The following is a 23,398-nucleotide window of genomic DNA, read 5'->3' as shown; positions in this document are numbered from 1 at the left end:
GGATTAAAAATCTAAATAGATGAAAATTCGATGATAGTCTTACCAGATTTTAATAAATCGTTTGAATATGAAAATAATTTTTATTTGTCATGTCAAAATAGCAGAATATCTAAAATAATCGCGCACTATGAGTTATTTAAAAAAATTAAGAATCTAAATGGTGACATTATTGAATGTGGAGTTTTTAAAGGATCGTCTTTGCTAAGATTTGCTGCTTTTAGAGAGATTTTTCAAATGAAAAATAAAATTATTGGCTTTGATGCATTTGGAAAATTTCCAAAAACAAAATTCAAAGAAGATCAGACGTTAAGAAAAAAATTCATTACCGATGCAGGAAATGAAGGAATTTCAAAAGAACAATTAATGAAAGTTTTACAAAGGAAAAAAATTTCTAATGTCAAATTAGTCAAAGGTGATGTTACAGAAACAATACCAAAATTTCTCAAATTAAATCCTAAGTTGAGGATTTCTATGCTTAATTTGGATACTGATTCATATGAACCAGCAGTTGCTATTTTAGAAAACTTATTTCCAAAAATTGTCAAAGGTGGAATTTTGATATTGGATGACTATAAAATATGGCCAGGTGAAACAAAGGCAGTTGATGATTATTTTAAAAACAAGAGAATAAAGATTCAAAGATTTCAGTATAGTAAAACTCCTCACTATATTATCAAGACAAATTAATTCTTATTTTTCATAAGTGTTTCAATAAAATAGAATTCATCTAAAGAATCAATTTGATATGAATCTTCAGGACTCATAAAATACATGCCTATCTTTCCAGAAATTCTACATAAAGATTTTTTGAATGCATTATATGTAGTGATATAGATTGCACCATTTTCAACAAATTGATTTTTCATTTCCTGCCTGTTTGGTCTTTGTGTTGGATTATAATTTATTGGAACACCGATTTCATTTTTTGATTTCCATAGAAAATTATGAGAATTAGTTACACTAAGAAGAGAATCAAATTGTTTTTTTAAAAAAAGTTCAATAGACTCATCAATATGTCTGGATGTTCTTAGAGGAGATGTATTTTGCAAAAGAACTACAATATCGGGAACATAGTTTTCTTGAGTTTCTAATTGTTTTAAGACATTAGAAATGACAGGTTCTAATTTTGCTGTATCAGTTGCTAGTTTTTTTGGTCTGATAATTACTTGACAATTGAGTTTCTTTGCAAGAGAAATGATTTTTTGATTTTCTGTACTTACTATTGTTTTGTTAATATATTTTGAATTTTGTGAGGCCTTTATGGAATATTGTAAAACAGGTTGATTTGCTAAAATTTTGATATTCTTATTTTTAACTCCTTTTGAACCTCCTCTAGCTGGAATTATTGATAAGATTTTCAAAATATTGTCTTTATGAACATAAACAATCTCTAATATAGAATTTAGTGTTTATCGTTCATGAAAGACACTATAACTTCAGCACAACGCTCTGATGATTTACCATCAAAATTAAAAAAAAGCTTCTTTATTTCATTCAAATACTCCTGGTTTGGTTTAGGGATTGAATTTGCTACTGAAATTACTGTATTTTTTAATTGAGTAATTTCTTGACATTCAGTAATAAAACCAGAAGAAATTGCTTCTTTTACTAAAGGAATACCTAACAATTGTTTTCCAATAGAAATAGTAATGGTTCTTCTTTGACTAAATGCAAGATCACCTAAAACTTGAGATGGACCATATGAGATAAAGAGATCATAATTAGGAATTAAAGTCCATATATCTTCAGACTGAAAAATTGGACATGAAATATCTAGCTTGTTAAGCAAAGAACGATAATAATTAATATTTTCAGAAGTTGGATGAATCTTTAATGAAATATCAAATTTATCATCAGTTAATATAGAAAATAATTTTTTTAAGAATTCATCTCGTTGTGATGATGACCAAACACCATGTTCAAATAATGGGGTAGTAACAATTAAAATTTTTATTTTGTTATTTTTTATATTATAATTTACTTTTGAAATATTGTTGAAATTTTTATCTATCCAAACATTACCTACAACTTTTAATTTTGATTGAGAAATTCCATTTTTAATGTAATCATTAATTTGATTTTCACTAGCAAGTAAATGTAGATCAGCATAAAGATTCACTGGTAATTGAGTTCTGGAAATGGCTATAATCCGAAAATATCGAATAGTTGAAAAAACTGCATTTAAGAATTTAACATTTAAATCTAATTTAGTTTTAAAATAAAAATTAATTTTGTATAAGAAAAAACTTCCTCGAGAAAAGAATTTTTTATCTTGTAATTCACCAGATGGATTTTCAGAAGAGAAGAAATTTCTAAGTTTATACAAAATATTAGATTTTCTTGATTGTGATGGAAAGTAATTTACAATTGGAGGTCGAGCAATTATAGGAATGTTAAGTTTTTTAGCACAAATGCTAATAGCGTACTGTATTGGTTCAATTTGTGGATCAACAAAAATGAGATCTGGTTTTAGTTTATTTAGCATTTGTAAGGCATTTGAAAAATTATGTATGTCAATATAATCAGATACCTGTTTAGAATTAGATGTTTTGTAAGGATAACACATGATCCAATTCACTTCACAAAAAGTTCTGGATTTTAATGAATCAATAATTTTTTTAAAAACATATGTTCGTGGATGAATTTTGTCTGTAGGGATCATTGTTGTTATTAAAATTTTCATAAAAATCAAACTTCACTGTGTGGATAATAGTTTTCCTTGGTTATTTATTACTGCGTGCTAAAAATTTTATGTATTTAAAGAGTTTTGAAAATATAACTAAAAACAAATATTCTCATTCCCTATAGAAAAAAATCATATGGACTCAAAATTATCATCATTCTTCAAAGACAAGCAGATTCTAATTACTGGGGGAACTGGTTCATTAGGTCAAGCGCTTACTGAAAAACTTTTGCAGATGAATGTTGAAAGGATTAAGATCTTTAGTAGAAATGAAGAAAAACAAATCAGAATGGAAAATAAATTTCATGATGAACGTTTAAGGTATTTTATTGGTGATGTAAGAGATTTAAAAAGACTAGAGCTGGCTTTTGAAGATGTAGATATTGTTTTTCATGCAGCAGCTTTAAAACATGTTCCAATTGTAGAATACAATCCATTTGAAGGAATTAAAACAAATGTAATTGGATCACAGAATGTAATTGATGCATCAATAAAAAATTCTGTTGAAAAAGTGATTTGTATTGGTACTGATAAAGCTGTATCGCCACTAAACACATATGGTGCTACAAAATTACTTATGGAAAAATTATTTGTTTCAGCAAATTATTATTTAAATCCAATTAAGCATCCTACAAAATTTATAGCAGTTAGATATGGTAATGTTTTCGGTAGCAGCGGTTCTGTTGTTCCTAAATTTATTGAACAAATTAGAAAAAAAGAAAAAGTTACAATTACTGATCCTAATATGACACGATTTAGTATTACAATGAATGAAGCATTAGAATTTGTATTAGAATCTGCAGTAATTGGTGAAGGTTCTGAAGTTTTTGTACCAAAATTAAAAGCATATTCAATAATGGAATTAAAAGATGCATTGACAGAGATAGTTGGACAAGTAGAACATGATATAATAGGTATTAGACCTGGAGAAAAATTAAGAGAAGTTTTGATAAATGAAGATGAAGTGAAATACACTTGGGATATGGGAAAAACATATCTAATTTCAAATCCATTAATGTATGATATTTTAGAAAAGCGACATCCAGAAGTAAAAAAGATTCCAGAAATGAAGATTTATGCATCAGACATGGTACAAAGAATACCTAAAGAAGAATTAAAACAAATTATTAATAAATCAAATTTGCTTTGATATACTTTAAAACATAGGTAAGAAGAAAGTGAATTTAGATGGTTAAATTTTCCAGATTTAAAGAAGAACAATTCAATACAAAAAATGATTTAGAATATTTAGAAAAATTAAACAATTATTTTAAAAATAGTCTAGGTACAGATATTGAAAAATTACAGAACTTCTCAAAGTTTGTACCAAGACAAGACTTAACAAATTTTTTGGCGAAATATGAGATATTTAAGAAAATTATTCATGTACCAGGTTCTATAATTGAATGCGGAATAGCTTTTGGTGGAGGATTAATGACTTTTGCTCAGCTAAGTTCAATATTTGAACCAGTGAATTTTGAAAGGAAAATCATTGGTTTTGATACTTTTTCAGGACTCACAGAAATATCTAGGGAGGATAAACTATCAATTTCAAAATTTGCAAAAAAAGGAGGATTTGGAATAAATTCGTTTGAAGATTTAAAAAAATGTATAGAAGTTTTTGACAAAAATAGATTTCTTAATCACATTCCAAAGATCGAAATTGTGAAAGGTGATGCACAGCAATCTATACCTAGATATTTGAAAAAAAATCCATCTACTGTGGTTAGTTTGTTGTATTTAGACTTCTTAGCATTTGAACCAACGAAAACTGCATTAAAAATTTTCATCCCAAGAATGCCTAAAGGTAGTATTTTAGCATTAAATATTTTAAATGATAAACATTGGCCAGGAACTACAATGGCATTATTAGAATCTCTCAATATTAGAGAGCTGAAGTTTGAAAGATTTTCTTTTACACCATATACTCAATATGCGGTGCTATAAATTGAAAATAAAAAATGAATTTTTTAACAATCCAGATCATTGTTTTATCATAGCTGAAGCAGGCTCGAATTGGAAAGCATCATCTAAAAGAGAAAGCATAAACAGAGCAAAAAAATTAATTGACGTTGCAGCAAAATCAGGTGCAGATGCTATAAAATTTCAAACATATAATGCAAAATCTGTTTATGTTGAAAATGCTGGAGAAAGTAAATACTTAAAAAAAAATGGTATAAGAAAGAAGATCACTGATATTTTTGATGAGTATTCAATGAAATCATCTATGTTACCAATTTTATCAAAACATTGCCAAAAAAGAAAAATTCTTTTTATGTCAACACCATTTTCAGTAGATGATGCAAAAAATGTCAATAAATTTGTGACAATTCATAAAATTGCATCTTATGAAATAAATCATGTGAAATTATTAGAATACATAGCTAAAACGAAAAAACCAGTAATAATTTCCACTGGTGCAAGTAATATTGATGAAATTAATTTTGCTGTGAAACTATTAAGAAAAAATGGATGTAAAAATATCGCAATATTACAATGTACTGCAAAATATCCAGCACCGATTGAATCATTAAATTTGAACACAGTTATACAAATGAAAAAAATATTTAAAGTACCAATAGGATTTTCTGATCATAGTGAAGATCCAATAATTGGACCATTAACAGCTATTGGTTTAGGAGCAACCATTATTGAAAAACATTTTACAATAGATAAAACATTAGAGGGTCCAGATCATTTTTTTGCTTTAAATCCAATCGAATTAAAACAAATGATTAATGCAATTAGGAAAAGTGAGATTGCTAGAGGTAAAAAAATCAAAAAAATTGAGCCTATAGAAAAAGAACTCAGACAATTTGCGGTAAGATCAATTCAGACAATTGTGGATATTAAAAAGGGTGATAGATTTGTGTTGGATAAGAATTATGCTTTCCTTCGACCAGGAAACCAAAAAAGAGGAGAAGAACCAAGATTCTGGAGAAAAATTGAAGGGAGAATATCTAAGAGAAACATATCCAAAGGATGTGGAATTTTAATTAAAGATTGTGCGTAAACCCAGGATTAATTATAGAATATACATAAACATTCCACCATTTATTATGTCTCCATAAAGATTGTCTTAAAGTAGCTTCTTTTTTGAAAGACGCTTTTTCAAATAATTTTACAGAAATTAAATTATATTCAAAAATTTCAGCCCCAATTCTGTGTAAATTTAATTTGATGAAACCATATTTTATCAATTTTTGTAAAATTATTGTACCAATTCCTTTTCCATGAAAATTTTTATCACCAATAAATATAGACACATCTGCACTTTTATTCAATTTGTCATAATGTACAAATCCACAAGTACCAATAGGATGGGATTCATTTAAAATTAAAAACATTATTTTTTCATCTGATTTTTTAAGACTTGAATACCACGCATTTTGTGTTTTTGTGTTTAAGAGTGTATATTGATAAGTAAACTCACGAATTTTGTTAAGATTACGCCAATCTTTAATTTGTTTAAGATCATTATTAGATATTTTTTTAAAATTTATTTTATATTGATTTTTAATTTTCAATTTGTTTTTCATTCTATTTACCATACTTATTTACTAAAGTAATGATTTTTTTAATATCATTAGAAGAAAGGTTTGGATGGCAGGGCAAAGATACTATTTTGTTTTTGATCTGTTCAGTAACAGGTAAATCATATGATCTATTTTCATAAAGTGAAAAATTATGTATTGGTTTATAATGTATACCAGTTTCAACGCCATATTTTTGTAGAGTTTTTCTAAAAGCAGTTCTATTATTTACCAGTATCCAATAAAAATGATAAGAACAATTAGTATCAAACTTCATTTTATTTTCTAATTTAATATTTTCATAAAATATTTTTGCAATTTTTTTTCGTTTATTGTTTAAATTTGTTAATTTTGATAATTGCACTAATCCAATACCAGCTGAAAATTCATTCATGTAATAATTCCAACCAATATGTTTTACATTATAATCAATTCCATTTCTATCAGTAATTCCACACCATCTTTTTGCAGATAAGTCGTATGAAAATGATTTATGATCTTTATGATTTATGGATATTAAGCCGCCAGTAGGCATAGCTAAATTTTTAACAGGATGAAAACTAAAACAACACAGATCAGTTAAAGAACCAATCATCTTTTCATTGTATGTGCTACCAGTGGCATGAGCCGCATCATCAATAAGAAGCAAATTATGTTTTTTTGCGATTTTTTTTAAATAATTAAGATTCGATGGCATTCCTGCAAAATGAACAGGAATAATCATTTTTGTTTTTTTGGAAATTTTTTTTTCTACGTCATTTGGATCAATACAAAGTGTTTCTTTTTCAACATCAGCAAAAACTGGAATACCTCCATTGTATAAAACAGCATTTGCAGTACTAACAAAAGATAGAGAAGGTAGAATAACTTCTTTATTTTTTATATCAAATAAAGAGATAGCCAAATGTAATGCTGCAGTACCTGAATTAACAGCAATGCAAGATTTAGCATTAACATAATTTTTAAATTTATTTTCAAATTTTTTTACTAATCCTGTTCCAGATCCAGATGCCCAAAATTTGCTGAATAAGATTTTTTTTAATGTCTGTTGTTCTCTATTATCAACACTTACATCAAACAACTTGATAGCTTTCATAATCTAATCGTCCATTAATTTAGAGAAGATGAAAGAATCATTCCATTTGTTATTTCTCCATAATTTTTCTCTTAATTTCCCTTCTAGTTTATAATTAAGCATTTCAAATAGTGCAATATTTAATGGAGCTGTTTCAAATATTTCAGCCCATAATCTATGTAGATTTAGTTCACCAAACCCATATTCTTCTAATAAATAGATTATTTCTTTAGCAGGATTGGTTTTTTGCCAATTTTTTTGAGATAATAGTATTGAAATTTCAGCATGTCGATTTTTCCAATCTATATATGTAAGCCCACAAATTCCAATAAGTTTACCATTTTTGTTTTCTACAACAAACATGATAAAATGTGGTGGATTTTGTGTATGAATTGACTCGAACCACGTTTTTTGATTAATCATACTTAATAATCGAAATTCTCTTGTATGAATTCTCGCTTGTTTTGTGTTTCGTAGTTTTTTTAATTCTTTTAAATCGGTTTCTTCGATTGCACGAAGATTTATCAGATTACCAGAAATCATTAACTTAGTTAAATACATAGGTTACAAGTACTTTTTTATTTTTTAATTAATAATGTCGATAAAAACTTAAGTTATAGTGTTTTGCCTGAGAAATTCTTTTAATGTCATACATTCAATAAATTTTCCAAAAAGAGCTCCACCCTCGGTAGCATTAATTGTTTTAATTTTAGAAGATGTTCTTTCAATAAATTCTTTGAATGCATTTGAATAATATTGAAATATTGGATCCTGTTGACAATAACAATCAAATTCTGGATTGTATAGTATTGGATATGCTCTTTTGAACGCAGCACTATTTCTATCAATTTCTTGTGGAAGTAGATGATCATGTTCAGTACGATCATCAGACGAATAACCATGATCAATACCAATCAATCCTATAACAGATTTTTTTAAAATTGCCCAAGATACTACCCATGCAGAAGTTCCCACATTACCTCCAGTTTGAATTGCAGGTAATCCTGTTGTATGATTTTTGGTTTTAATCATATGATTGGATATATAATTAAATGAGTTTTTACCATTATTATAATCAAAGAGTGTATTTAACCAGTATATTTCCATATTGGATTTTTTAGCTTCCATATATGTCAACGGAGATACTGTTGTTGAAAAAATACATTTAATTTTTTGTCCATACTGTCTAACTATATCATGATCATAGCACAATTTTTGTCTTTGTTGAGAATCAATTGTAATTACATAAAAATTTGGGAATTTATCTGGTGTAATTCCTGCATTCAGAGCATTTGTTAGTGATCCATCACAACATACAATTGTTCCATCATAATCACTTTGTGAGATAACTTCTAAGTGATTATTTTTCTTTATTGATGGTCCTCTTCCTATTACTAGAGATGATGGATTTGAAGTTTTGATTAGTTTAAGTTCACTAGCAGAGTGTTCACTCCAAATATGGAATAAATTATTTGTAAAATTTTGTATCCATTCATCATAATATTTTTCATAAGTTGCATTTTGAAAAATTTGTTCAATAGTCTCTGCATCAGGAGTAGCTTTATGTAAATTAAAATATGTTGAAAACCAGTCATCCCAATTATTTTCAGATTTTCCCATAGAAGTTTTGAGATTTTTAAGAAACTCAAAAGTTTTTGATGTTACTTCAATTATCTCTTTTTTATTATCCATTTTAAAGAATCATGATTATTATAATTCATCAATAAATAATTCTTCATCTTTTTTAGAGCTTCGAAATACCATATGTGAGCCAACACCAGATTTTGATACCAGGTTTTCAAATTCTTCTTGTTCAGTAAGTGATTTTTTTTCTATTTTCTTTATATCAAAATTTCCTTTAATCATAAAATGACTTTCTCCAAGTTATTTATCAATTATTCGGATTAAAACTTTATCATTAAAGATAAGAAATAACATATGAGAGATTAAATTTCCAGTATTTAATAGATAAACATGACTGCAAAAAATGTTAAGAAAATTTATAATTTTGATGCTTCTACCACAAAAGCAGAACTTAAGAAATAACCTTTCCAGCTATCTGGTCTTTCTAAGTTTAAACTAATATTTCGGAAGACTTTGGGGCATTTTTCTTCAAAGATTGGTGGTAATGCATGAAAATGATAGAAATGTATGTCATCTATCTTCATTTTTAAGGGTTTAAACAAATCTTCTTCCAAAGTTAGCGGATTATGAAACTTTGCTAATATATCATTATAAGAAATTCTTCCATCCTTTCTAATGTGTGGTTTTTTAACTAAAAATTTTTTTGAATAAAAATTTATCAGATTTTGTTTTATATGTTTTGGTAATGAAGTGGTATCAATTAGATCATTTAGAAAAAAATCTATCGAGTATTTATTTAAGGAAAAAGTAGAAAACAACATATTGCGAAATTCTATGTATGTTTTTCCTTTTTTATTTAGAAGATCTCTGATATTTCTTAATGCAATTTTTTCATTTTGAATGTGTGGAAAAACACCTAAAGCAAGAATAGCATCAAACTTTCTATTTTTTAAACTATTTTTTTTCTCAATATTAGCATGATATATTAAATTAGAAGAATAATTTGCTTTTTCTAGTTCAATTTTTCCAAAATGGACCATTTTTTTTGAATAATCTAATCCAGTTACATTGAAACCACGATTTAATAATTTAATCATAGGTATAGCTGTACCACATCCAATATCCAATACAGTTCTCAAATGATTTTTTTTGAGTAATTTTATTAGTAATTTTAAGCGAATCAAATTTGCTGGATAAAATTTATAGTTTGGTTCATACATTTTTTTATAGGCATTAGCTTCTTGATCATAATAATCACGTGCAGAGTTTTTGATCATTTTATAAAAGTTAGATTTTACAACTTAATTATAAGTTTATTTTCGATTAAAATATTTGAAGCATCATATAAAATGTTATAATCTAAACCTGATTTTTTTTCAATATCTTTCAATGAATGTTTTCCATCAGAAAAATTTAGCAACCAAGCAATTGCTTTTTTTTGTATTAAAATTTCTTGGCCTTTTATTCCACCCTGATTATTATATAACCCCCTTTTTCCTAATTGTGGCTCACATTTAGGAAATAAATTAAGAAAAACCGGATCACCGTCAATTGATTTTTTATTTTTAAGGAATGTATTAGATCTTATGTGCGTATCTTGGTAATTTTTATTTAATTTTTCAATAATTTTGACATATTTAAAAAAGCTATTTACTAGACAGGCTTCATTCATAAAAGCTAAATTATCTAATGATGTATGATATTGTTCAAACATGTCATAAGGAGTTCTCATCAAAGAACCCATTGGTAAATTAAAGCCAGGTGAACAAAACTGTCGTTCGTCACTTCCAGATGGCCAAAAATCTAAGATTTTATATGGTTCGCCAGATTCTTTTAGTACAAGTTCAACAACCTCGTCAATTGTATTATTACCATTACGTGATTTTTTATATGTTGAAATTCCTGAATCGCCTAGACATGTTGCAACTAATCCATGAGAAATGTTATTTACAATATTTTCATTTAATGAGAGCCAAGTAATGGCACCTATTGTTTCTGGAATAAATAAGAATCGGATAGAATAATACAAGTCAAAGTGACTAAGGTATTCAGCGAGAATTGAACATAAAACCAATCCAGATAGATTATCATTACATAATGATGGATGACATACATATGTTGAGATTAATATTTCATTTTCTGATTTTCCTTTAATTAGATATTCTCCATAGGTTAAGCTTCCATTTGTATGTGAAGAATCAATAAGCACAAAATATTCATCATTTTTTAATTTTAGAAATTCATTATGAGTCATACAAAACCCCCAATTTTTTGAATAAAATGAGGTCACATAGGGAATTGCATTAGGTTGGTTAGGCAGTGTAAAGATGTGTTTTTTTAATTCCTCAAAACTTATTTTTGTTTTTTTTGGAATACTGTATTGTAAAATATGTAAATTAGATTTTTTGAAGTCAATAATCTTTTCATTATTAGAATTCATTATATAAGCATCTTTAATATTCCATTCTTCAGGCACGATCCAATCAAAAACCTTTGTACCTGAAGGTATTTCAGAAATTTCTAAGTTAATGTATTTTTGGATAATTTTTAGGGTGTCTCTAACACCGTTACCAGTAATACTTCTTGGAATAGGGAAAAGAATCTTCATTAATTCAGTCATTTTTTTCCCAATGGAATGTGAATCAAAATTTGAAATAGAATCAGAGTCCATTTAATATTTAGTAAGGTGTTTGCAATATAAAATTAGGTGTTAGAGAGACAGTATTATTTCATATTTAATTCAAAAGTATAAAATGAGTTATTAGGGATTAATACAAATTTTATTTAGGATTTCTTCTGCATTACAAACTGGACACTCTTTATCCCATTTTGGTTTATGAGACCAATTTCTAAGATGTGATAGCTTCAATAATCTCGATACATCTTTTGTATGCATAAAATACCGAATAGAAATTAAATCAGAGAAATCAAAATGTTTACTTACTGTACATGAATAATCAGTGGCATTATTCAGTGAAAGAAGAAATTTTTCTAGTGCTTCATCTTTCCATTTAGTTATTTTGTCCTTGGATATGTTAGGAAATCTACCTGCTTGAAGAAGTCTTAATTTTTCATCATATTGTTCTAAAATAAAATCTTGGTTATCCATGAATATCTTGGTTCCAGGATATGGAGTGCAAATGAAAGGATTAATTTCTACATTATTTTGAATAAAAAAGTCTACAGTTTCAAGAACATCATTGATATCTTCATTGGGATTACCAACCATAAATGTCATCACAGGAGAAACACCACCAGCAATTAGCGTATCAACCGCTTGTTGGTTATGGGCTCTAGTAACACCTTTACCTATATCTTTTAGTAATACTTTATCACTTCCGCTTTCTCCACCAATGGTTATAAAAGTAAATCCAGCTTCTTTCATGTGTTTTACAATTTCTGGGGTTATGCTAGGAGCGTCTCCTGCAGTGCCTAATTGTATTTTTTTATTCAATCCTTCTTTAATCCATAAATCACAGAGTTCATGAACTCTTTTTGGACTTGATGTTAAATTTTCATCAAGGAGGCAAATGTAATCAATCCCATATTTTTCAGAAAGATATAATGTATGTTCAACAACATACTTTGGGGAAAAGAATCTTGTAATCGCTTGAAACCCAGCCTCTTGATCTAGTAGTTTAACTTTTTCATTTCCTAATAAAGCAATTTGATCCCATCTATTCATTCCATTATGCGTACAAAAAGTGCACTGACGAGGACATCCTCTTTCAGTTACAAAATTCACTCTGCGTTTGCTTTTCCATGCACCATTAAACCACATAGAACCAGAATACTTGAAATATTCTTCCATATCCAATAAATCCCACGCAGGATATGGAATGACGTCTAAATTTGGAATTAGTGGACGTGGAGCAGTAAATACAATTTCATTGTTTTCTCTATAACAAATACCTTTGATGGAATCCCATTTCTTTGAATCAAAGTTTTGTAAAATTTCTTTAAAGGTGTCTTCTCCTTCACCAATTGCAGCAATATCAATTTCTGGATTAAATCTCATGATTTTATCTGGCATATATGTAATGAAACCTCCACCACAAACAATTAGAGAATTAGGGTTAAGCTTTCTTGAAATATACAATATTTTTTTAATATCTTTGTACATGCTACTCAAACCACCTATTGCAATTAAATCCCAAGATTCCACAGCTATTTGTTTTGCAATATCATTCCAACTTGGAATGGGCCTCTCGATGTTAAGATCCAAAAGAGCTGTTTTATTACCCTCATTCATTGATATACTGGCTAAAATAGACAATCCAGCTGGTATATCCAAAGGATCATGATCCACTCTGACTGGAGGATGAATTAACAGGACCTTCATAGAGTAATTTTCAAATATTTATATAAAAACCTGTATTATAAGTTAATCTTGGTTATGCAAGAATTTTACATCGTCATTAAGCGATTTCATATAACCCTCAAGAGCAGAATATCGTTTATTTTTTTCAAAAACTTTAGGCTCCATTTTATACATATTTAAAATATGTTTTGTAAGAATCGGTCTAGATTTTATTGTTGAAACAATTTTTCTCAATACTATAAGATCTTCTTTTCGATCTAAACACCATCTAAGATTGGAAAGATCTTCTTCATTTTTGACATTTAAAATTCTGAATTTATTTTTATTATTATAAAAAAAGGGAGTAACGTGTTCCCGTTCAGATGGAAGCTTTGCATTTTTCCATGCTATCTTAAGAGATTTAAATGAAAAAATTTCAGTTTCGGTGCCTTGAGGAAAAGTTCTTGGGTGAGTATTACAAACATAGTCATATTTTAATGGATCAAATTTTGAAATTACAAGATCACTAATTTCAGGATCAATTAAGGGACAATCAGAAGTTATTCTCACAATAATTGGAAGGTTGAATTTTTTTCCACATTGATAATATCTATCTAGAACATCATGAGATTTACCTCGAAAAACAGAAATGCCTAAGCTTTTTACATGATCTTCTATCACATCATCTTCTGAAAGAGTTGTAGTTGCAATAATTATTTTATCAATAAATTTAGATTTATTAATTTGTTCAATAACAAAGTCTAAAACAGTTACATTCTTTTCTAATGTTTTCATAACTTTTTCAGGTAATCTAGTTGATCCCATTCTAGCTTGAATAATACAACCAATCATCATAATTATTTCAAAGACTAATTATAAAAAGCATATTTTCTTATACAAAATACTCATATAGAGAATAAAATTAACAACATCATGATTAGATATTGTAAAAATTGTGTTTATCCAGAAACAAAACCAGATTTGAAACTAGATGAGAGTGGGGTTTGTAATGCTTGTAACTTTTTAGAAGTTAAAAACAAGATTAATTGGGATGAACGAAAACAAGAATTGAGACAGATTTTAGAAAAATATAGAAACAAAGATGGTTCAAATTATGATTGCATCATACCTGTAAGTGGAGGAAAAGATTCACATTATCAAACATATGTTATAAAGAAAGAATTTGGACTAAACCCATTACTTGTAGCATTTAGACCTAGAGAATGGACTGAGTTAGGTAGAAAAAATTTAGAGAATCTGAAAAAGAAATTAGATGTTGATTGTATTGAATTTACTCCAAAACAAGACATATACAAAAAAATGCAAAAAATCGGATTACTTGACTTTGGAGATGCTTCATGGCCAGAACATTTTGGGATTTTTACTGTTCCATTTCAGGTAGCAGTAAATTATAAAATAAAATTATTGATTTGGGGAGAAAACTCTCAAGCAGAATATGGTGGTCCATTAGAGGATAGTCTCAATCCATTTTTAGATGAAAAATGGAGAGAAAAATATGGAACAAAAATAGAAACCAATGATAAAACTAGTGGATATAGAGAACCTGAGCATATGTTAAGATATGGAATTGATAAAAAGGATTTGTTACCTTATAAATTTCCAGATAAGGACGAAATTAAAAAGCTAGGTATTGTAGGAGTTTTTCTAGGACATTATATAAAATGGGATGCTAGAAATCAACTAGAGATTATAAAAAAAATTGGCTTTCAAGTTAATGAAAAACCATGTGAGGGCACTTACACAAATTTCGAAAATTTGGATAATAAAGGACAAGGATTACATGATTATTTAAAATGGATAAAATTTGGTTATGGAAGAGCAACAGATAATGCATCAATAGACATTAGACATGGTAGAATTACACGTAAAGAAGGAATGGAATTAGTAAAAAAATTTGAGGGTAAAATTCCGGAACTTTACTTAGATGAATATTTGACAGATTTCGAACTGTCAAGAAAAGATTTCATGGAAGTTATAGATAAGTTTGCAAATTATGATCTTTTTAAAAAAGATACAAATGGAAAATTATTACGAGATGATAAGGGAAATTTAACAAAAATTAATTATGATAATTAATAATTGTTAAGCTTCTTTAGATTTTCGAAAAATGATTCAGTAGCATTATTCCTATGTAAAAGATAATTGTTAAGAAAGTTATTAGCATTTGAGATAACATCTTTACGAAAATCAGCATTTTCCAATTTTTTTAAATTATTTTCTAAGGAATCAATATTGGAAACAATACATGATTTAGAAGCAAAAACAGATGGATTACCTAGATTATAATCAATAATCTTGACACTAATTACAGGTTTTTGTAAGATCTGAGCTTCGATTATAGCAGTAGATAATCCAAGTATAATCATATAACTACATTTTTGTATTAATGGAAAAATCTCACCATCTTTTAATATTGGAATTGTATTATCAATCTCATTAACAATAGGTGCCACATCAAATTCTTTAATTGATGGATGAAGTTTTATGATAAATTTTTTATTTAATGATTTTAATATTTTACAAATTTCATAAATAGCATTTACGTATTTTTCATGGTTTGCTATCAATAAACCATTAATATCTTCATGTTGAGGGCCAGATGTTGCTATTAAAACATAATCTTCATTTTTTGTATTGAGACTAGAATAATCATCAAACCTAGGATTACCAGTAATGATAATTTTTTCGTCTGGAATATTACCATGAATTTTTGCGTCTTCTTTTACAATATTTCCCCAAACAAAGAATTTATCAGAATTTACAGGATATGCTGATTGAGAGAAATTCATTTCTTTTGCTTCAATGGTATCATAATGTAGTCCTAGATGTAACATATATGTAGGAATATGATGTTTTCGAGCAAAAAATTGAACAAGTTGCTCGGTATAACCCACTTCAGATAATAACATAATTGAAGTAATTTTATGTTTTAAGAAAAGAGAATTAATAGTAATAATATCTAGTAGAATAGAATTTATGCGTGGTAAAATTAAGGATTTCAAAATTTTTTTGATTAAAGAACTGAATTCTATATCAAATAAAGAAAAATAGTTTTTGAAAGTGGTAGTTTGAAATAATAATTCAAAATTATTAGTTATCTTTTTGTGGTCAGTATTATCAAAACGATTATGACTTAGTAATGAACTTTGTGTAATAATTTTAGAATTTGAATTTTTAATTATTTTATATGATTCAAAATTCCATATAGAAGGTCTTCTTATTCCAAATAATGAAATTGGAACACCATATTTTTTTCCACTTTGAATTAATTTTTTATATCTAATAGTATCAAATTCAACAAATAGTACAGAAGGATAAGTAAATTTTTTTAGAATTAATCTAAAAAAATTTTCAGATATATTTTTGATTTTTTTATAGAATGAAAATGGTAAAATCAATGATATGTTTTTGGAACCTAAAGGAATTGAAAATCTTACTTTATCATGAGTAAAAAGATATTCTTTTTTAGTAAAAGCCACTTCTCGCCCAGTTTTACACATTAAATATAAGATCTCAAATAATTCTCCACCAGCAATAAATTTTGATTTAGGATGGTGTTCAATTAAAAAATGAATTTCATAAAATTTTTTAAAAAATTGAACAATATAATCTAAGAATTCTTCATGAAATAATCTTCCAATATTGATTTCATTAAAGAATACAAATTCTGAAAATTCTTTGTTATTATACCAATAAGAAAATTTGTAAACATTGTTTTGAATTTCTGTAATATTGTTATTATTTAAAATACTTTCAGAATTTTTATGTGATATACCAAGTTCAGATAATTTTTTATGAGTATCATAATCAAATGCATAAACAACAGAATTTTTATTGATAAGAGGAAGAAGTTTTTCAATCTCTGAAGAGGAATCTATCAAAATTATATTTTCGATTATTCCTATTTGTTTTTCCATTTCGACCAATCATAATCACTAAATTCTATATTATCCATCTCATTATCATTTGGCCTCCATGCGAGATCAGCTAAAACAAGAATCGATGAATTATCTTTTGATAAATTTAGATGTGCTGATGGAGTTTCTTTTGGAACAAAAATAAGTTGTGGTTTATTAGAATCGGTAATAATTTCCTCATATTTTCCATTTCTGTCTTTTATAACAAATAAAACTTTTCCATCAATACATAAAAAATAGCTATTACGCTTTTTATGAAGATGAGGACCTTTGATTTCATTAGGATGTACAGAAGTAATATAGATCATGGCAGGGGGTATTTTTAGATAATTGTCCCAGTCTCTATAAACAACGGTTAGATTTCCATTGGCTTTAGATGTATGAATATTCTTGGTTTCATGAACTTCTAAGTTTTTAATTTCAATCATAAACTATTAACACTTAATTTCTTATTATTAATACATATTAAAAATTAGTTAATAAAGTGATTTATCGAACATAATTACTGATTTTAGTCTCTTCATCACTAAATATTACACCAATAGTTCTTAATAATATAACATTATTTTTGTTACAAAAATCTGATAGAATACTTATGTAAGTTTTGAATGTTATGGGATCTTCATTTAATTTGATAAGTGACGAAAAAAGATCATCATGATCTAACATGATAATTTTCGAGGTTAATTCATTTGTAATTTCTTCTATGTTATCAATTCCAGTTTTACTTTCAATTTTTGGAACAATATTTACTGATGAAGGTAAAATAGTTTTAAACTTAATTACATCGTCTTTTTTTTCAACATTTGAAATAGCAAAATATCTAATATTAGAAAATTCTTTAATTATGGGAATCAATTCTTCTATAGAATATTTGTTATGAGGTGGTTTTGTACGGTTTATAGGTAAATCAAGGAAAATTTGGTGTGAAACATGTTTTAATAATATAGACTTTAACTCTTCAAGGCCATTCACCCAAGCTAAATTGATCCTAAAAATACAATCCTTAGGTAATGGAAGATCATAGTTTGATAAATTCTGTGAAAAAATTCTCACAATGTTTTAAAAAGTCAACTGAATAAAAACCTTATACAAAAATTAGTTTTCCCATAAACTGAAATCCATTTCTAAGAGTTTGGAGAGTTTTACTATGTTTGGAGAGAGTTTTTCTAAAAGTTTCTTTCGAAGAGAGGAATCAAGAATTATTCTTTCGTGTTCAGGTAAATTAATTGATTCATATAATTTTCCAGTGCCAGGAATTTTTTTTAAGAATTTGAGTAGTGAGAAAGAGTCATTTTTTACAAATTTTTGTAAATTTCTGTTTCGTGGGATACGATTTGCATTATGTTGATCAAAGTCTGGAACATAATTAGAATCGAGTTCTAGAAATTCTAGTACTTCAAGATATGTTTTTTCAGGATTTTTAACAAACTCTTCCAAAATTATTACTTTAACATTTATTCTTCCAAAATGATCTATGTATCTTTTTATTTGTGTATAGTAATCAGCAAGTTCCTGATAAAAAATATGCGGATGGTACGCATAAGGATTTTGCGTTCTTTCATGTTTACGTTTTTCTTCGATTTTTAATGCTTCTTCAAAATCAGCTATAGTTTCAACAGTTTCCATGTTATATTGCCAATTGTGTAAAGAATACATCATATCAACAGGATTTCGCAGGATAATGATAATTTTAGCATCGGGAGAAAAATTTTTTATTTTTTCAGCAGATATTGGACAGTGTAGATAATCACTGCATTTTTCACCAATTATTTTTTTATTTTGAAATTCTTTGAACAGATTACAATACTCTTCTTCCGATTTAATTTCAGATTTTCCATATCCAAAAAACCCTTTTCCTGCATGATAAATATAGACATCTGGATGACCATTTAGATATTCTTTTAATGATGTTGTTCCAGAACGAGTTTGCCCAACTATGAATAAATTAGGTTTTTTCATACTCAGAGAAAAAAAAATCCATATAAAAATTAATTTAAACAATAAAGTGAGAAATGAGAATAATTATTAGATGGGCATCATAGAAAGCCTTAATGAAAAAAAGTCTATTTAAAATTTATAAAAAATTTGTAAGTGATTTATCAGGATCAAATTTATCAAAATATGGTGCTATTCAAAAAATTAACAATAGAATTAATTCTAAATTAAAACCAGACTTTGTAATAATTGAAGGTAATAAGATGTTTCTTGATGACAAAGATTCTCTCTTTTTATCTGTGTATGGGTATCATGAAAAGACAGAAACAAAAGTTGTAAAAAAATTAGTAAATGAAGGAGATATTACAATAGATGTTGGAGCTAACATTGGGTACTATACATTATTACTCGCAAAAATTGTTGGCTCTAGTGGAAAAGTTATTGCTTTTGAAGCCGAGCCTAGAAATTTTGAAATTTTAAAGAAAAATGTTGAGGAAAATCATTTTGAAAATGTAATTGTGGAAAAAAAAGCAGTTTCTGAAAAATCAGGAGTTGTAAAATTCTTCATTGGGGAAGATAGTAGTACAGAAAATCAACTTTTCAAACCAGATGTCAAACATAGTGAGATTGAAGTAGAATCAATTTCTATTGATGAATATTTACAAGATAAAGACATTAAAGTTGATTTTATAAAAATGGATATTCAAGGTTCTGAACCATTAGTTATAGAAGGTATGCGAAAAACTATTGAAAAGAATAAAAATTTAAAATTAATGATGGAGTGGTGGCCAGACGCAATAAAAAAATATAATATAAAACCTGATAAGCACTTACAAGAATTAGTAAGCTTGGGTTTCAATATCTTTGAAATTGATGATAATAAAGGAACAATTACAAAAACGGATGTGAACAGTCTAATGAAAAAATATCCTAATGAAGAATTAGTAGACGTGAATTTATTATTAAAACGAGATAAGGAAATTGTTAAAATTTGATTTTATAAGAGATGAAATAAGAAATACTAAAAACACTAATTTTTATAATGAATAAATATTTTTATCATAATGGAAAAACCTTTTGAATTTTCAAAACATATTGAAATTGCTATAGACAGTATTATACTTGCAGGGAGAAAGATAATGGAGATTTATGACTCTGACTTTAAAACATCTTATAAAAAAGATGAAGAGCCAATTACTCGTGCAGATATTGCAAGTAACGAAATAATTTTAGAGTATCTTTCAAAAACAGGGATACAAGTTTTATCAGAAGAAAGTAATGATGATAAAAGTCGAATTAAAGAAAATTCAATTTGGATAATTGATCCTCTTGATGGTACAGCGGATTTTATAAATAAAACAGGAGAATTCACGGTAATGATTGCATTGATAGAAAATAAGATACCAACAGTAGGCATTGTATATTGGCCAGAAAATAGAATTCTCTTTGTTGCAGAAAAAGGTAGGGGGGCATTCCAAAATGAAAATGGGGTGTGGAAAAAAATTTCAATAAATCCAATCTCAGACCTTTCACAATGTATTGCAGTTGGAAGCAGACATCATTTAGCACCTATTGAAAAAGAATTTTCGGATTCTCTTGGTTTAAAAGAATTTGTGTCAAGAGGAAGTTCATTAAAAGTAATGGACATATCTACAGGGAGAGCACAGATGTACTTTACAACTACAAATAAGATCAAACAATGGGATACAGCAGCATCATATTGTATAATCCATGAGGCAGGAGGAAAAATGACTGATATGTGTGGAGAAAAGTTAGTGTACAATACAGAGAGCATAAATCATGAGAACGGATTATTAGTTACAAATGGAGTAATACATTCTGAAATAATTGAACGATTTAAGAAGTTTCAAAATAAGAAAATCTAAAAATATGAATAATTTTAAAAATGAAAAAATATTTGACAAAGATGCAAAACAGAATTTCAATACAAAAGCTGACATATTAGCATTATTAAAACGAAAAATCAAAAAAGCAGAAATTGAAAAATTATTTTTCTTTACTGTTGAAGAATGGAATTCAGATCCTGAAAAAATTCTAAAAACTATTTCAAGTTCATTTAATAATAAAATTATTGTTAGAAGCTCTGCTATTGATGAAGATTCACAAAATAGTTCATTAGCTGGAAGTTATGAAAGTGTTTTAGATGTATTACCAACAAATAAAAAATCAACTATTAATGCCATAAATAGAGTAATTAATTCATATAAAATTAAAAATAATTTTGAAATTAGAAATAAAATATTAATTCAGAATCAATCAAAAAACATTGTTACTAGTGGAGTGATTTTTAGTAGAACACCAGACACAGGAGCACCATATTTTATAATAAATTATGACGATTCAAGAATTACAAATAGTGTAACGAAAGGACTTGTAAATCGCACAATAAAGATTTACAGATATTGCCAAAAAAATTATGTTCCAAAAAAATGGAGAAAATTAATTTTATCAATTTTTGAATTAGAAAAGATCCTAAATTCCGATATTTTAGATGTAGAATTTGGCATAAGGAAAAACCAAAATATTGTGATCTTTCAGGTAAGACCATTAACAGGATTATCTAATCAGAGTTTTTCATATAATGATTTAAGATTACAGAACAGAATTTCTAAATTAGAATATGACTTCATAAGAAGTAAAAATTCTCCAAATGAACAAATTAGTATTTTTTCAGATATGGCTGATTGGAATCCATCAGAGATAATTGGAAAAAACCCCAACCAATTGGATTATTCAATATATGATAATTTGATAATGAATTATGCTTGGTTTAAAGGCAGAACAGTCATTGGATATAAAAAACCATACAGTAAAAACCTAATGAAAAAATTTGGAAATAAACCATATGTCAATGTCACAACTAGTTTTTCGTCATTTTTTCCAAAACAATTTTCAACATCAATTGAAAAAAAAATAATGAAGTATTATTTATCAAAATTACAAAAATACCCATATTTACATGATAAAGTAGAATTTGAAATATTATTTTCATGTTATGATTTAACAGTAACAAAGAGATTAAAGGAGTTAAAAAAATATGGATTTACAAATGAAGAAATTAACAATATTGAAATGGAGTTAAAACAATTTACAAATACTATTTTTGAAAACTTTTCAAAGATATTAAAAGATTCTCAAAATTCAATTAAGGAATTAAAAACACATAGAGAAATAATTATTGAAAATTTAGAAAATTCGAATAAAACTTATGTAGATTATCTTGATACAGCGAAAATTCTTTTAGAAGATTGTAAAAAATTTGGAACAATACCATTTTCAACAATGGCAAGAATTGCATTTATTAGTTCAATTATTATCAAGAGCTTTGTATCTAAGAATATACTTAACGTCAAAGATTATAATTCAATATTAGAGTCAATTGAATCACCGTTAACCGATTTTAGAAAAGATTTTGCATTATTTTCAAACAAAAAAATGACTTTTAAACAATTTATTAAAAAATATGGACACTTACGACCTGGAACATACGACATTACTGCAACAAGATATGACAATGAAAAATTTTTTGAAAAATACAAATTTCAACCTATTCAAAGTCACATAAATAAAAAAATTAATCAAAAGAAAATAGAACAAGTTTTAGAAAGACAAGGGTTAAAAATCCAATATAATGATTTTATTGATTTGGTAAAAAGCTCTATTTCAGAAAGAGAGAGATTGAAATTTGAGTTTACTAAAAATCTTAGCGAATCCTTGGAATTCATTGCATTGTCTGGAGAAAAACTTGGCTTCTCCAGAAAAGATATGGCGAATCTTGATTTAAGTACAATAATTAATTCACAAAAATTATCTAGGAAGAAACTAACAGAAAAATGGTCTTCTAAGATAAAACAAAATGCAATTCATAAAGAGATTAACAATTATCTTCAATTACCACCTATAATCTCAGACATCAAGGATTTTTTTATTGTTGATTATTTTGTGTCAAAACCAAATTATATTTCAGAAAAAAAAATAACTGCAGACATAAAAATTATAAAAAACTTGAATAATGATGATTTGAAAAATAAAATTGTTTTAATAGAGAATGCAGATCCTGGTTATGACTGGATATTTACTAAAAATCCTCTAGGATTAATAACAAAATACGGTGGAGTCGCATCACATATGGCAATTAGATGTTCTGAATTAGGATTGCCAGCAGCTATAGGTTGTGGAGAAATGTTATTTGAAAATCTAAAAAAATCAAAAAAGATAATGCTGGACTGTAAGAATGAACAGATAACAATTTTAGAAAATGAAACAATTAATGAAATTCTGGAAGTCAAAAAAACACTTCGTTCATTAGGTTATATAAAATAACTA

General features: G+C 27.1%; 23 protein-coding genes. 8 read left to right on the top strand and 15 right to left on the bottom strand.

Going from position 1 to position 23,398, the window contains the following annotated elements; genetic code table 11:
- The first annotated feature begins 30 nt into the window (after positions 1-30).
- On the top strand, positions 31-687 hold the full coding sequence (locus tag K5782_RS02810) for a TylF/MycF/NovP-related O-methyltransferase (protein ID WP_297463890.1): 657 nt from the start codon (positions 31-33) through the stop codon (positions 685-687).
- Here K5782_RS02810 and K5782_RS02805 read toward each other — a convergent pair.
- Entirely contained in the window at positions 684-1,361 is a 678-nt protein-coding gene (locus K5782_RS02805; RefSeq protein ID WP_297463889.1) for an acylneuraminate cytidylyltransferase family protein, read from the bottom strand. The two genes, K5782_RS02810 and K5782_RS02805, sit on opposite strands and share 4 nt — an antisense overlap.
- Before the next feature lie 41 nt (positions 1,362-1,402).
- Positions 1,403-2,683 (bottom strand): hypothetical protein, encoded by a 1,281-nt coding sequence (locus tag K5782_RS02800; RefSeq protein WP_297463888.1) that lies wholly within the window; start codon positions 2,681-2,683, stop codon positions 1,403-1,405.
- Positions 2,684-2,819: 136 nt separating this feature from the next.
- Between K5782_RS02800 and K5782_RS02795 the strand changes: the two genes are divergently transcribed.
- From K5782_RS02795 to K5782_RS02785, 3 genes are read left to right on the top strand one after another with little or no spacing between them, the layout of a single operon-like run.
- Complete coding sequence (locus K5782_RS02795; protein WP_297463887.1) at positions 2,820-3,833, top strand: polysaccharide biosynthesis protein; 1,014 nt, start codon at positions 2,820-2,822, stop codon at positions 3,831-3,833.
- Between the two features lie 38 nt (positions 3,834-3,871).
- Complete coding sequence (locus K5782_RS02790) at positions 3,872-4,630, top strand: class I SAM-dependent methyltransferase (RefSeq protein ID WP_297463886.1); 759 nt, start codon at positions 3,872-3,874, stop codon at positions 4,628-4,630.
- A gap of 1 nt (position 4,631) precedes the next feature.
- On the top strand, positions 4,632-5,696 hold the full coding sequence (locus tag K5782_RS02785; RefSeq protein WP_297463884.1) for an N-acetylneuraminate synthase family protein: 1,065 nt from the start codon (positions 4,632-4,634) through the stop codon (positions 5,694-5,696).
- Here K5782_RS02785 and pseH read toward each other — a convergent pair.
- The 9 genes from pseH to K5782_RS02740 form a co-directional block, all read right to left on the bottom strand.
- Positions 5,680-6,234, bottom strand: coding sequence for a UDP-4-amino-4,6-dideoxy-N-acetyl-beta-L-altrosamine N-acetyltransferase (gene pseH / locus K5782_RS02780; RefSeq protein WP_297463883.1), 555 nt, complete (start codon positions 6,232-6,234; stop codon positions 5,680-5,682). The two genes, K5782_RS02785 and pseH, sit on opposite strands and share 17 nt — an antisense overlap.
- A complete protein-coding gene (locus K5782_RS02775) occupies positions 6,224-7,312 on the bottom strand; it encodes a DegT/DnrJ/EryC1/StrS family aminotransferase (protein WP_297463881.1) in 1,089 nt (362 codons plus the stop codon). The genes pseH and K5782_RS02775 overlap by 11 nt, the downstream gene beginning before the upstream one ends.
- Before the next feature lie 3 nt (positions 7,313-7,315).
- Positions 7,316-7,852: a GNAT family protein gene (locus tag K5782_RS02770; protein ID WP_297463880.1), complete on the bottom strand. Its 537-nt coding sequence runs from the start codon at positions 7,850-7,852 to the stop codon at positions 7,316-7,318.
- A gap of 48 nt (positions 7,853-7,900) precedes the next feature.
- A complete protein-coding gene (locus K5782_RS02765) occupies positions 7,901-8,983 on the bottom strand; it encodes a 6-hydroxymethylpterin diphosphokinase MptE-like protein (RefSeq protein WP_297463879.1) in 1,083 nt (360 codons plus the stop codon).
- An 18-nt stretch (positions 8,984-9,001) separates the two neighbouring features.
- Positions 9,002-9,157, bottom strand: a complete 156-nt coding sequence (locus K5782_RS02760; protein WP_297463878.1) for a hypothetical protein — start codon at positions 9,155-9,157, stop codon at positions 9,002-9,004.
- 134 nt (positions 9,158-9,291) lie between these two features.
- The gene (locus K5782_RS02755; RefSeq protein WP_297463876.1) at positions 9,292-10,152 is read right to left on the bottom strand and encodes a class I SAM-dependent methyltransferase; all 861 of its coding nucleotides are present in this window, start codon (positions 10,150-10,152) and stop codon (positions 9,292-9,294) included.
- Positions 10,153-10,169: 17 nt separating this feature from the next.
- Complete coding sequence (locus tag K5782_RS02750; protein ID WP_297463875.1) at positions 10,170-11,546, bottom strand: DUF4910 domain-containing protein; 1,377 nt, start codon at positions 11,544-11,546, stop codon at positions 10,170-10,172.
- Positions 11,547-11,636: 90 nt separating this feature from the next.
- Positions 11,637-13,217 (bottom strand): radical SAM protein, encoded by a 1,581-nt coding sequence (locus K5782_RS02745; RefSeq protein ID WP_297463873.1) that lies wholly within the window; start codon positions 13,215-13,217, stop codon positions 11,637-11,639.
- 42 nt (positions 13,218-13,259) lie between these two features.
- On the bottom strand, positions 13,260-14,027 hold the full coding sequence (locus K5782_RS02740) for a glycosyltransferase family protein (RefSeq protein WP_297463872.1): 768 nt from the start codon (positions 14,025-14,027) through the stop codon (positions 13,260-13,262).
- Positions 14,028-14,108: 81 nt separating this feature from the next.
- Here K5782_RS02740 and K5782_RS02735 point away from each other — a divergent pair, with 81 nt between their 5' ends.
- Positions 14,109-15,272 (top strand): N-acetyl sugar amidotransferase, encoded by a 1,164-nt coding sequence (locus K5782_RS02735; protein ID WP_297463871.1) that lies wholly within the window; start codon positions 14,109-14,111, stop codon positions 15,270-15,272.
- Here K5782_RS02735 and K5782_RS02730 read toward each other — a convergent pair.
- The 4 genes from K5782_RS02730 to K5782_RS02715 all read right to left on the bottom strand — a co-directional run bounded on the left by K5782_RS02730 (position 15,269) and on the right by K5782_RS02715 (position 19,075).
- Complete coding sequence (locus tag K5782_RS02730; RefSeq protein WP_297463869.1) at positions 15,269-17,113, bottom strand: hypothetical protein; 1,845 nt, start codon at positions 17,111-17,113, stop codon at positions 15,269-15,271. The genes K5782_RS02735 and K5782_RS02730 overlap by 4 nt on opposite strands.
- Positions 17,098-17,541: a WxcM-like domain-containing protein gene (locus tag K5782_RS02725; RefSeq protein ID WP_297463868.1), complete on the bottom strand. Its 444-nt coding sequence runs from the start codon at positions 17,539-17,541 to the stop codon at positions 17,098-17,100. Before K5782_RS02725 ends, K5782_RS02730 begins: the two co-directional genes overlap by 16 nt.
- A 61-nt stretch (positions 17,542-17,602) precedes the next feature.
- Positions 17,603-18,169, bottom strand: a complete 567-nt coding sequence (locus K5782_RS02720) for a hypothetical protein (RefSeq protein ID WP_297463867.1) — start codon at positions 18,167-18,169, stop codon at positions 17,603-17,605.
- 42 nt (positions 18,170-18,211) lie between these two features.
- Positions 18,212-19,075, bottom strand: a complete 864-nt coding sequence (locus tag K5782_RS02715) for a sulfotransferase (protein WP_297463865.1) — start codon at positions 19,073-19,075, stop codon at positions 18,212-18,214.
- A 92-nt stretch (positions 19,076-19,167) separates the two neighbouring features.
- Here K5782_RS02715 and K5782_RS02710 point away from each other — a divergent pair, with 92 nt between their 5' ends.
- From K5782_RS02710 to K5782_RS02700, 3 genes are all read left to right on the top strand, one after another.
- Positions 19,168-20,046 carry an FkbM family methyltransferase gene (locus K5782_RS02710; protein ID WP_297463864.1) on the top strand — a complete coding sequence of 293 codons (879 nt, stop codon included), beginning with the start codon at positions 19,168-19,170 and terminating at the stop codon, positions 20,044-20,046.
- 69 nt (positions 20,047-20,115) lie between these two features.
- Complete coding sequence (locus K5782_RS02705; RefSeq protein ID WP_297463863.1) at positions 20,116-20,937, top strand: 3'(2'),5'-bisphosphate nucleotidase CysQ; 822 nt, start codon at positions 20,116-20,118, stop codon at positions 20,935-20,937.
- Positions 20,900-23,395: a PEP/pyruvate-binding domain-containing protein gene (locus K5782_RS02700; RefSeq protein WP_297463862.1), complete on the top strand. Its 2,496-nt coding sequence runs from the start codon at positions 20,900-20,902 to the stop codon at positions 23,393-23,395. The genes K5782_RS02705 and K5782_RS02700 overlap by 38 nt, the downstream gene beginning before the upstream one ends.
- Positions 23,396-23,398: the final 3 nt, after the last annotated feature.

Source organism: Nitrosarchaeum sp., assembly GCF_025699065.1.
Classification (GTDB): Archaea; Thermoproteota; Nitrososphaeria; order Nitrososphaerales; family Nitrosopumilaceae; genus Nitrosarchaeum.
This window is presented reverse-complemented; position numbering and strand designations above follow the sequence as displayed.

Excerpts from the sequence above, each read along its gene's own strand:
- K5782_RS02810 (WP_297463890.1), top strand. The coding sequence starts at position 31 with ATGATAGTCTTACCAGATTTTAATAAATCGTTTGAATATGAAAATAAT.
- K5782_RS02800 (WP_297463888.1), bottom strand. The coding sequence starts at position 2,683 with ATGAAAATTTTAATAACAACAATGATCCCTACAGACAAAATTCATCCA.
- K5782_RS02795 (WP_297463887.1), top strand. The coding sequence starts at position 2,820 with ATGGACTCAAAATTATCATCATTCTTCAAAGACAAGCAGATTCTAATT.
- K5782_RS02790 (WP_297463886.1), top strand. The coding sequence starts at position 3,872 with ATGGTTAAATTTTCCAGATTTAAAGAAGAACAATTCAATACAAAAAAT.
- pseH (WP_297463883.1), bottom strand. The coding sequence starts at position 6,234 with ATGGTAAATAGAATGAAAAACAAATTGAAAATTAAAAATCAATATAAA.
- K5782_RS02775 (WP_297463881.1), bottom strand. The coding sequence starts at position 7,312 with ATGAAAGCTATCAAGTTGTTTGATGTAAGTGTTGATAATAGAGAACAA.
- K5782_RS02770 (WP_297463880.1), bottom strand. The coding sequence starts at position 7,852 with ATGTATTTAACTAAGTTAATGATTTCTGGTAATCTGATAAATCTTCGT.
- K5782_RS02765 (WP_297463879.1), bottom strand. The coding sequence starts at position 8,983 with ATGGATAATAAAAAAGAGATAATTGAAGTAACATCAAAAACTTTTGAG.
- K5782_RS02760 (WP_297463878.1), bottom strand. The coding sequence starts at position 9,157 with ATGATTAAAGGAAATTTTGATATAAAGAAAATAGAAAAAAAATCACTT.
- K5782_RS02755 (WP_297463876.1), bottom strand. The coding sequence starts at position 10,152 with ATGATCAAAAACTCTGCACGTGATTATTATGATCAAGAAGCTAATGCC.
- K5782_RS02750 (WP_297463875.1), bottom strand. The coding sequence starts at position 11,546 with ATGGACTCTGATTCTATTTCAAATTTTGATTCACATTCCATTGGGAAA.
- K5782_RS02745 (WP_297463873.1), bottom strand. The coding sequence starts at position 13,217 with ATGAAGGTCCTGTTAATTCATCCTCCAGTCAGAGTGGATCATGATCCT.
- K5782_RS02740 (WP_297463872.1), bottom strand. The coding sequence starts at position 14,027 with ATGATTGGTTGTATTATTCAAGCTAGAATGGGATCAACTAGATTACCT.
- K5782_RS02735 (WP_297463871.1), top strand. The coding sequence starts at position 14,109 with ATGATTAGATATTGTAAAAATTGTGTTTATCCAGAAACAAAACCAGAT.
- K5782_RS02730 (WP_297463869.1), bottom strand. The coding sequence starts at position 17,113 with ATGGAAAAACAAATAGGAATAATCGAAAATATAATTTTGATAGATTCC.
- K5782_RS02725 (WP_297463868.1), bottom strand. The coding sequence starts at position 17,541 with ATGATTGAAATTAAAAACTTAGAAGTTCATGAAACCAAGAATATTCAT.
- K5782_RS02715 (WP_297463865.1), bottom strand. The coding sequence starts at position 19,075 with ATGAAAAAACCTAATTTATTCATAGTTGGGCAAACTCGTTCTGGAACA.
- K5782_RS02710 (WP_297463864.1), top strand. The coding sequence starts at position 19,168 with ATGAAAAAAAGTCTATTTAAAATTTATAAAAAATTTGTAAGTGATTTA.
- K5782_RS02705 (WP_297463863.1), top strand. The coding sequence starts at position 20,116 with ATGGAAAAACCTTTTGAATTTTCAAAACATATTGAAATTGCTATAGAC.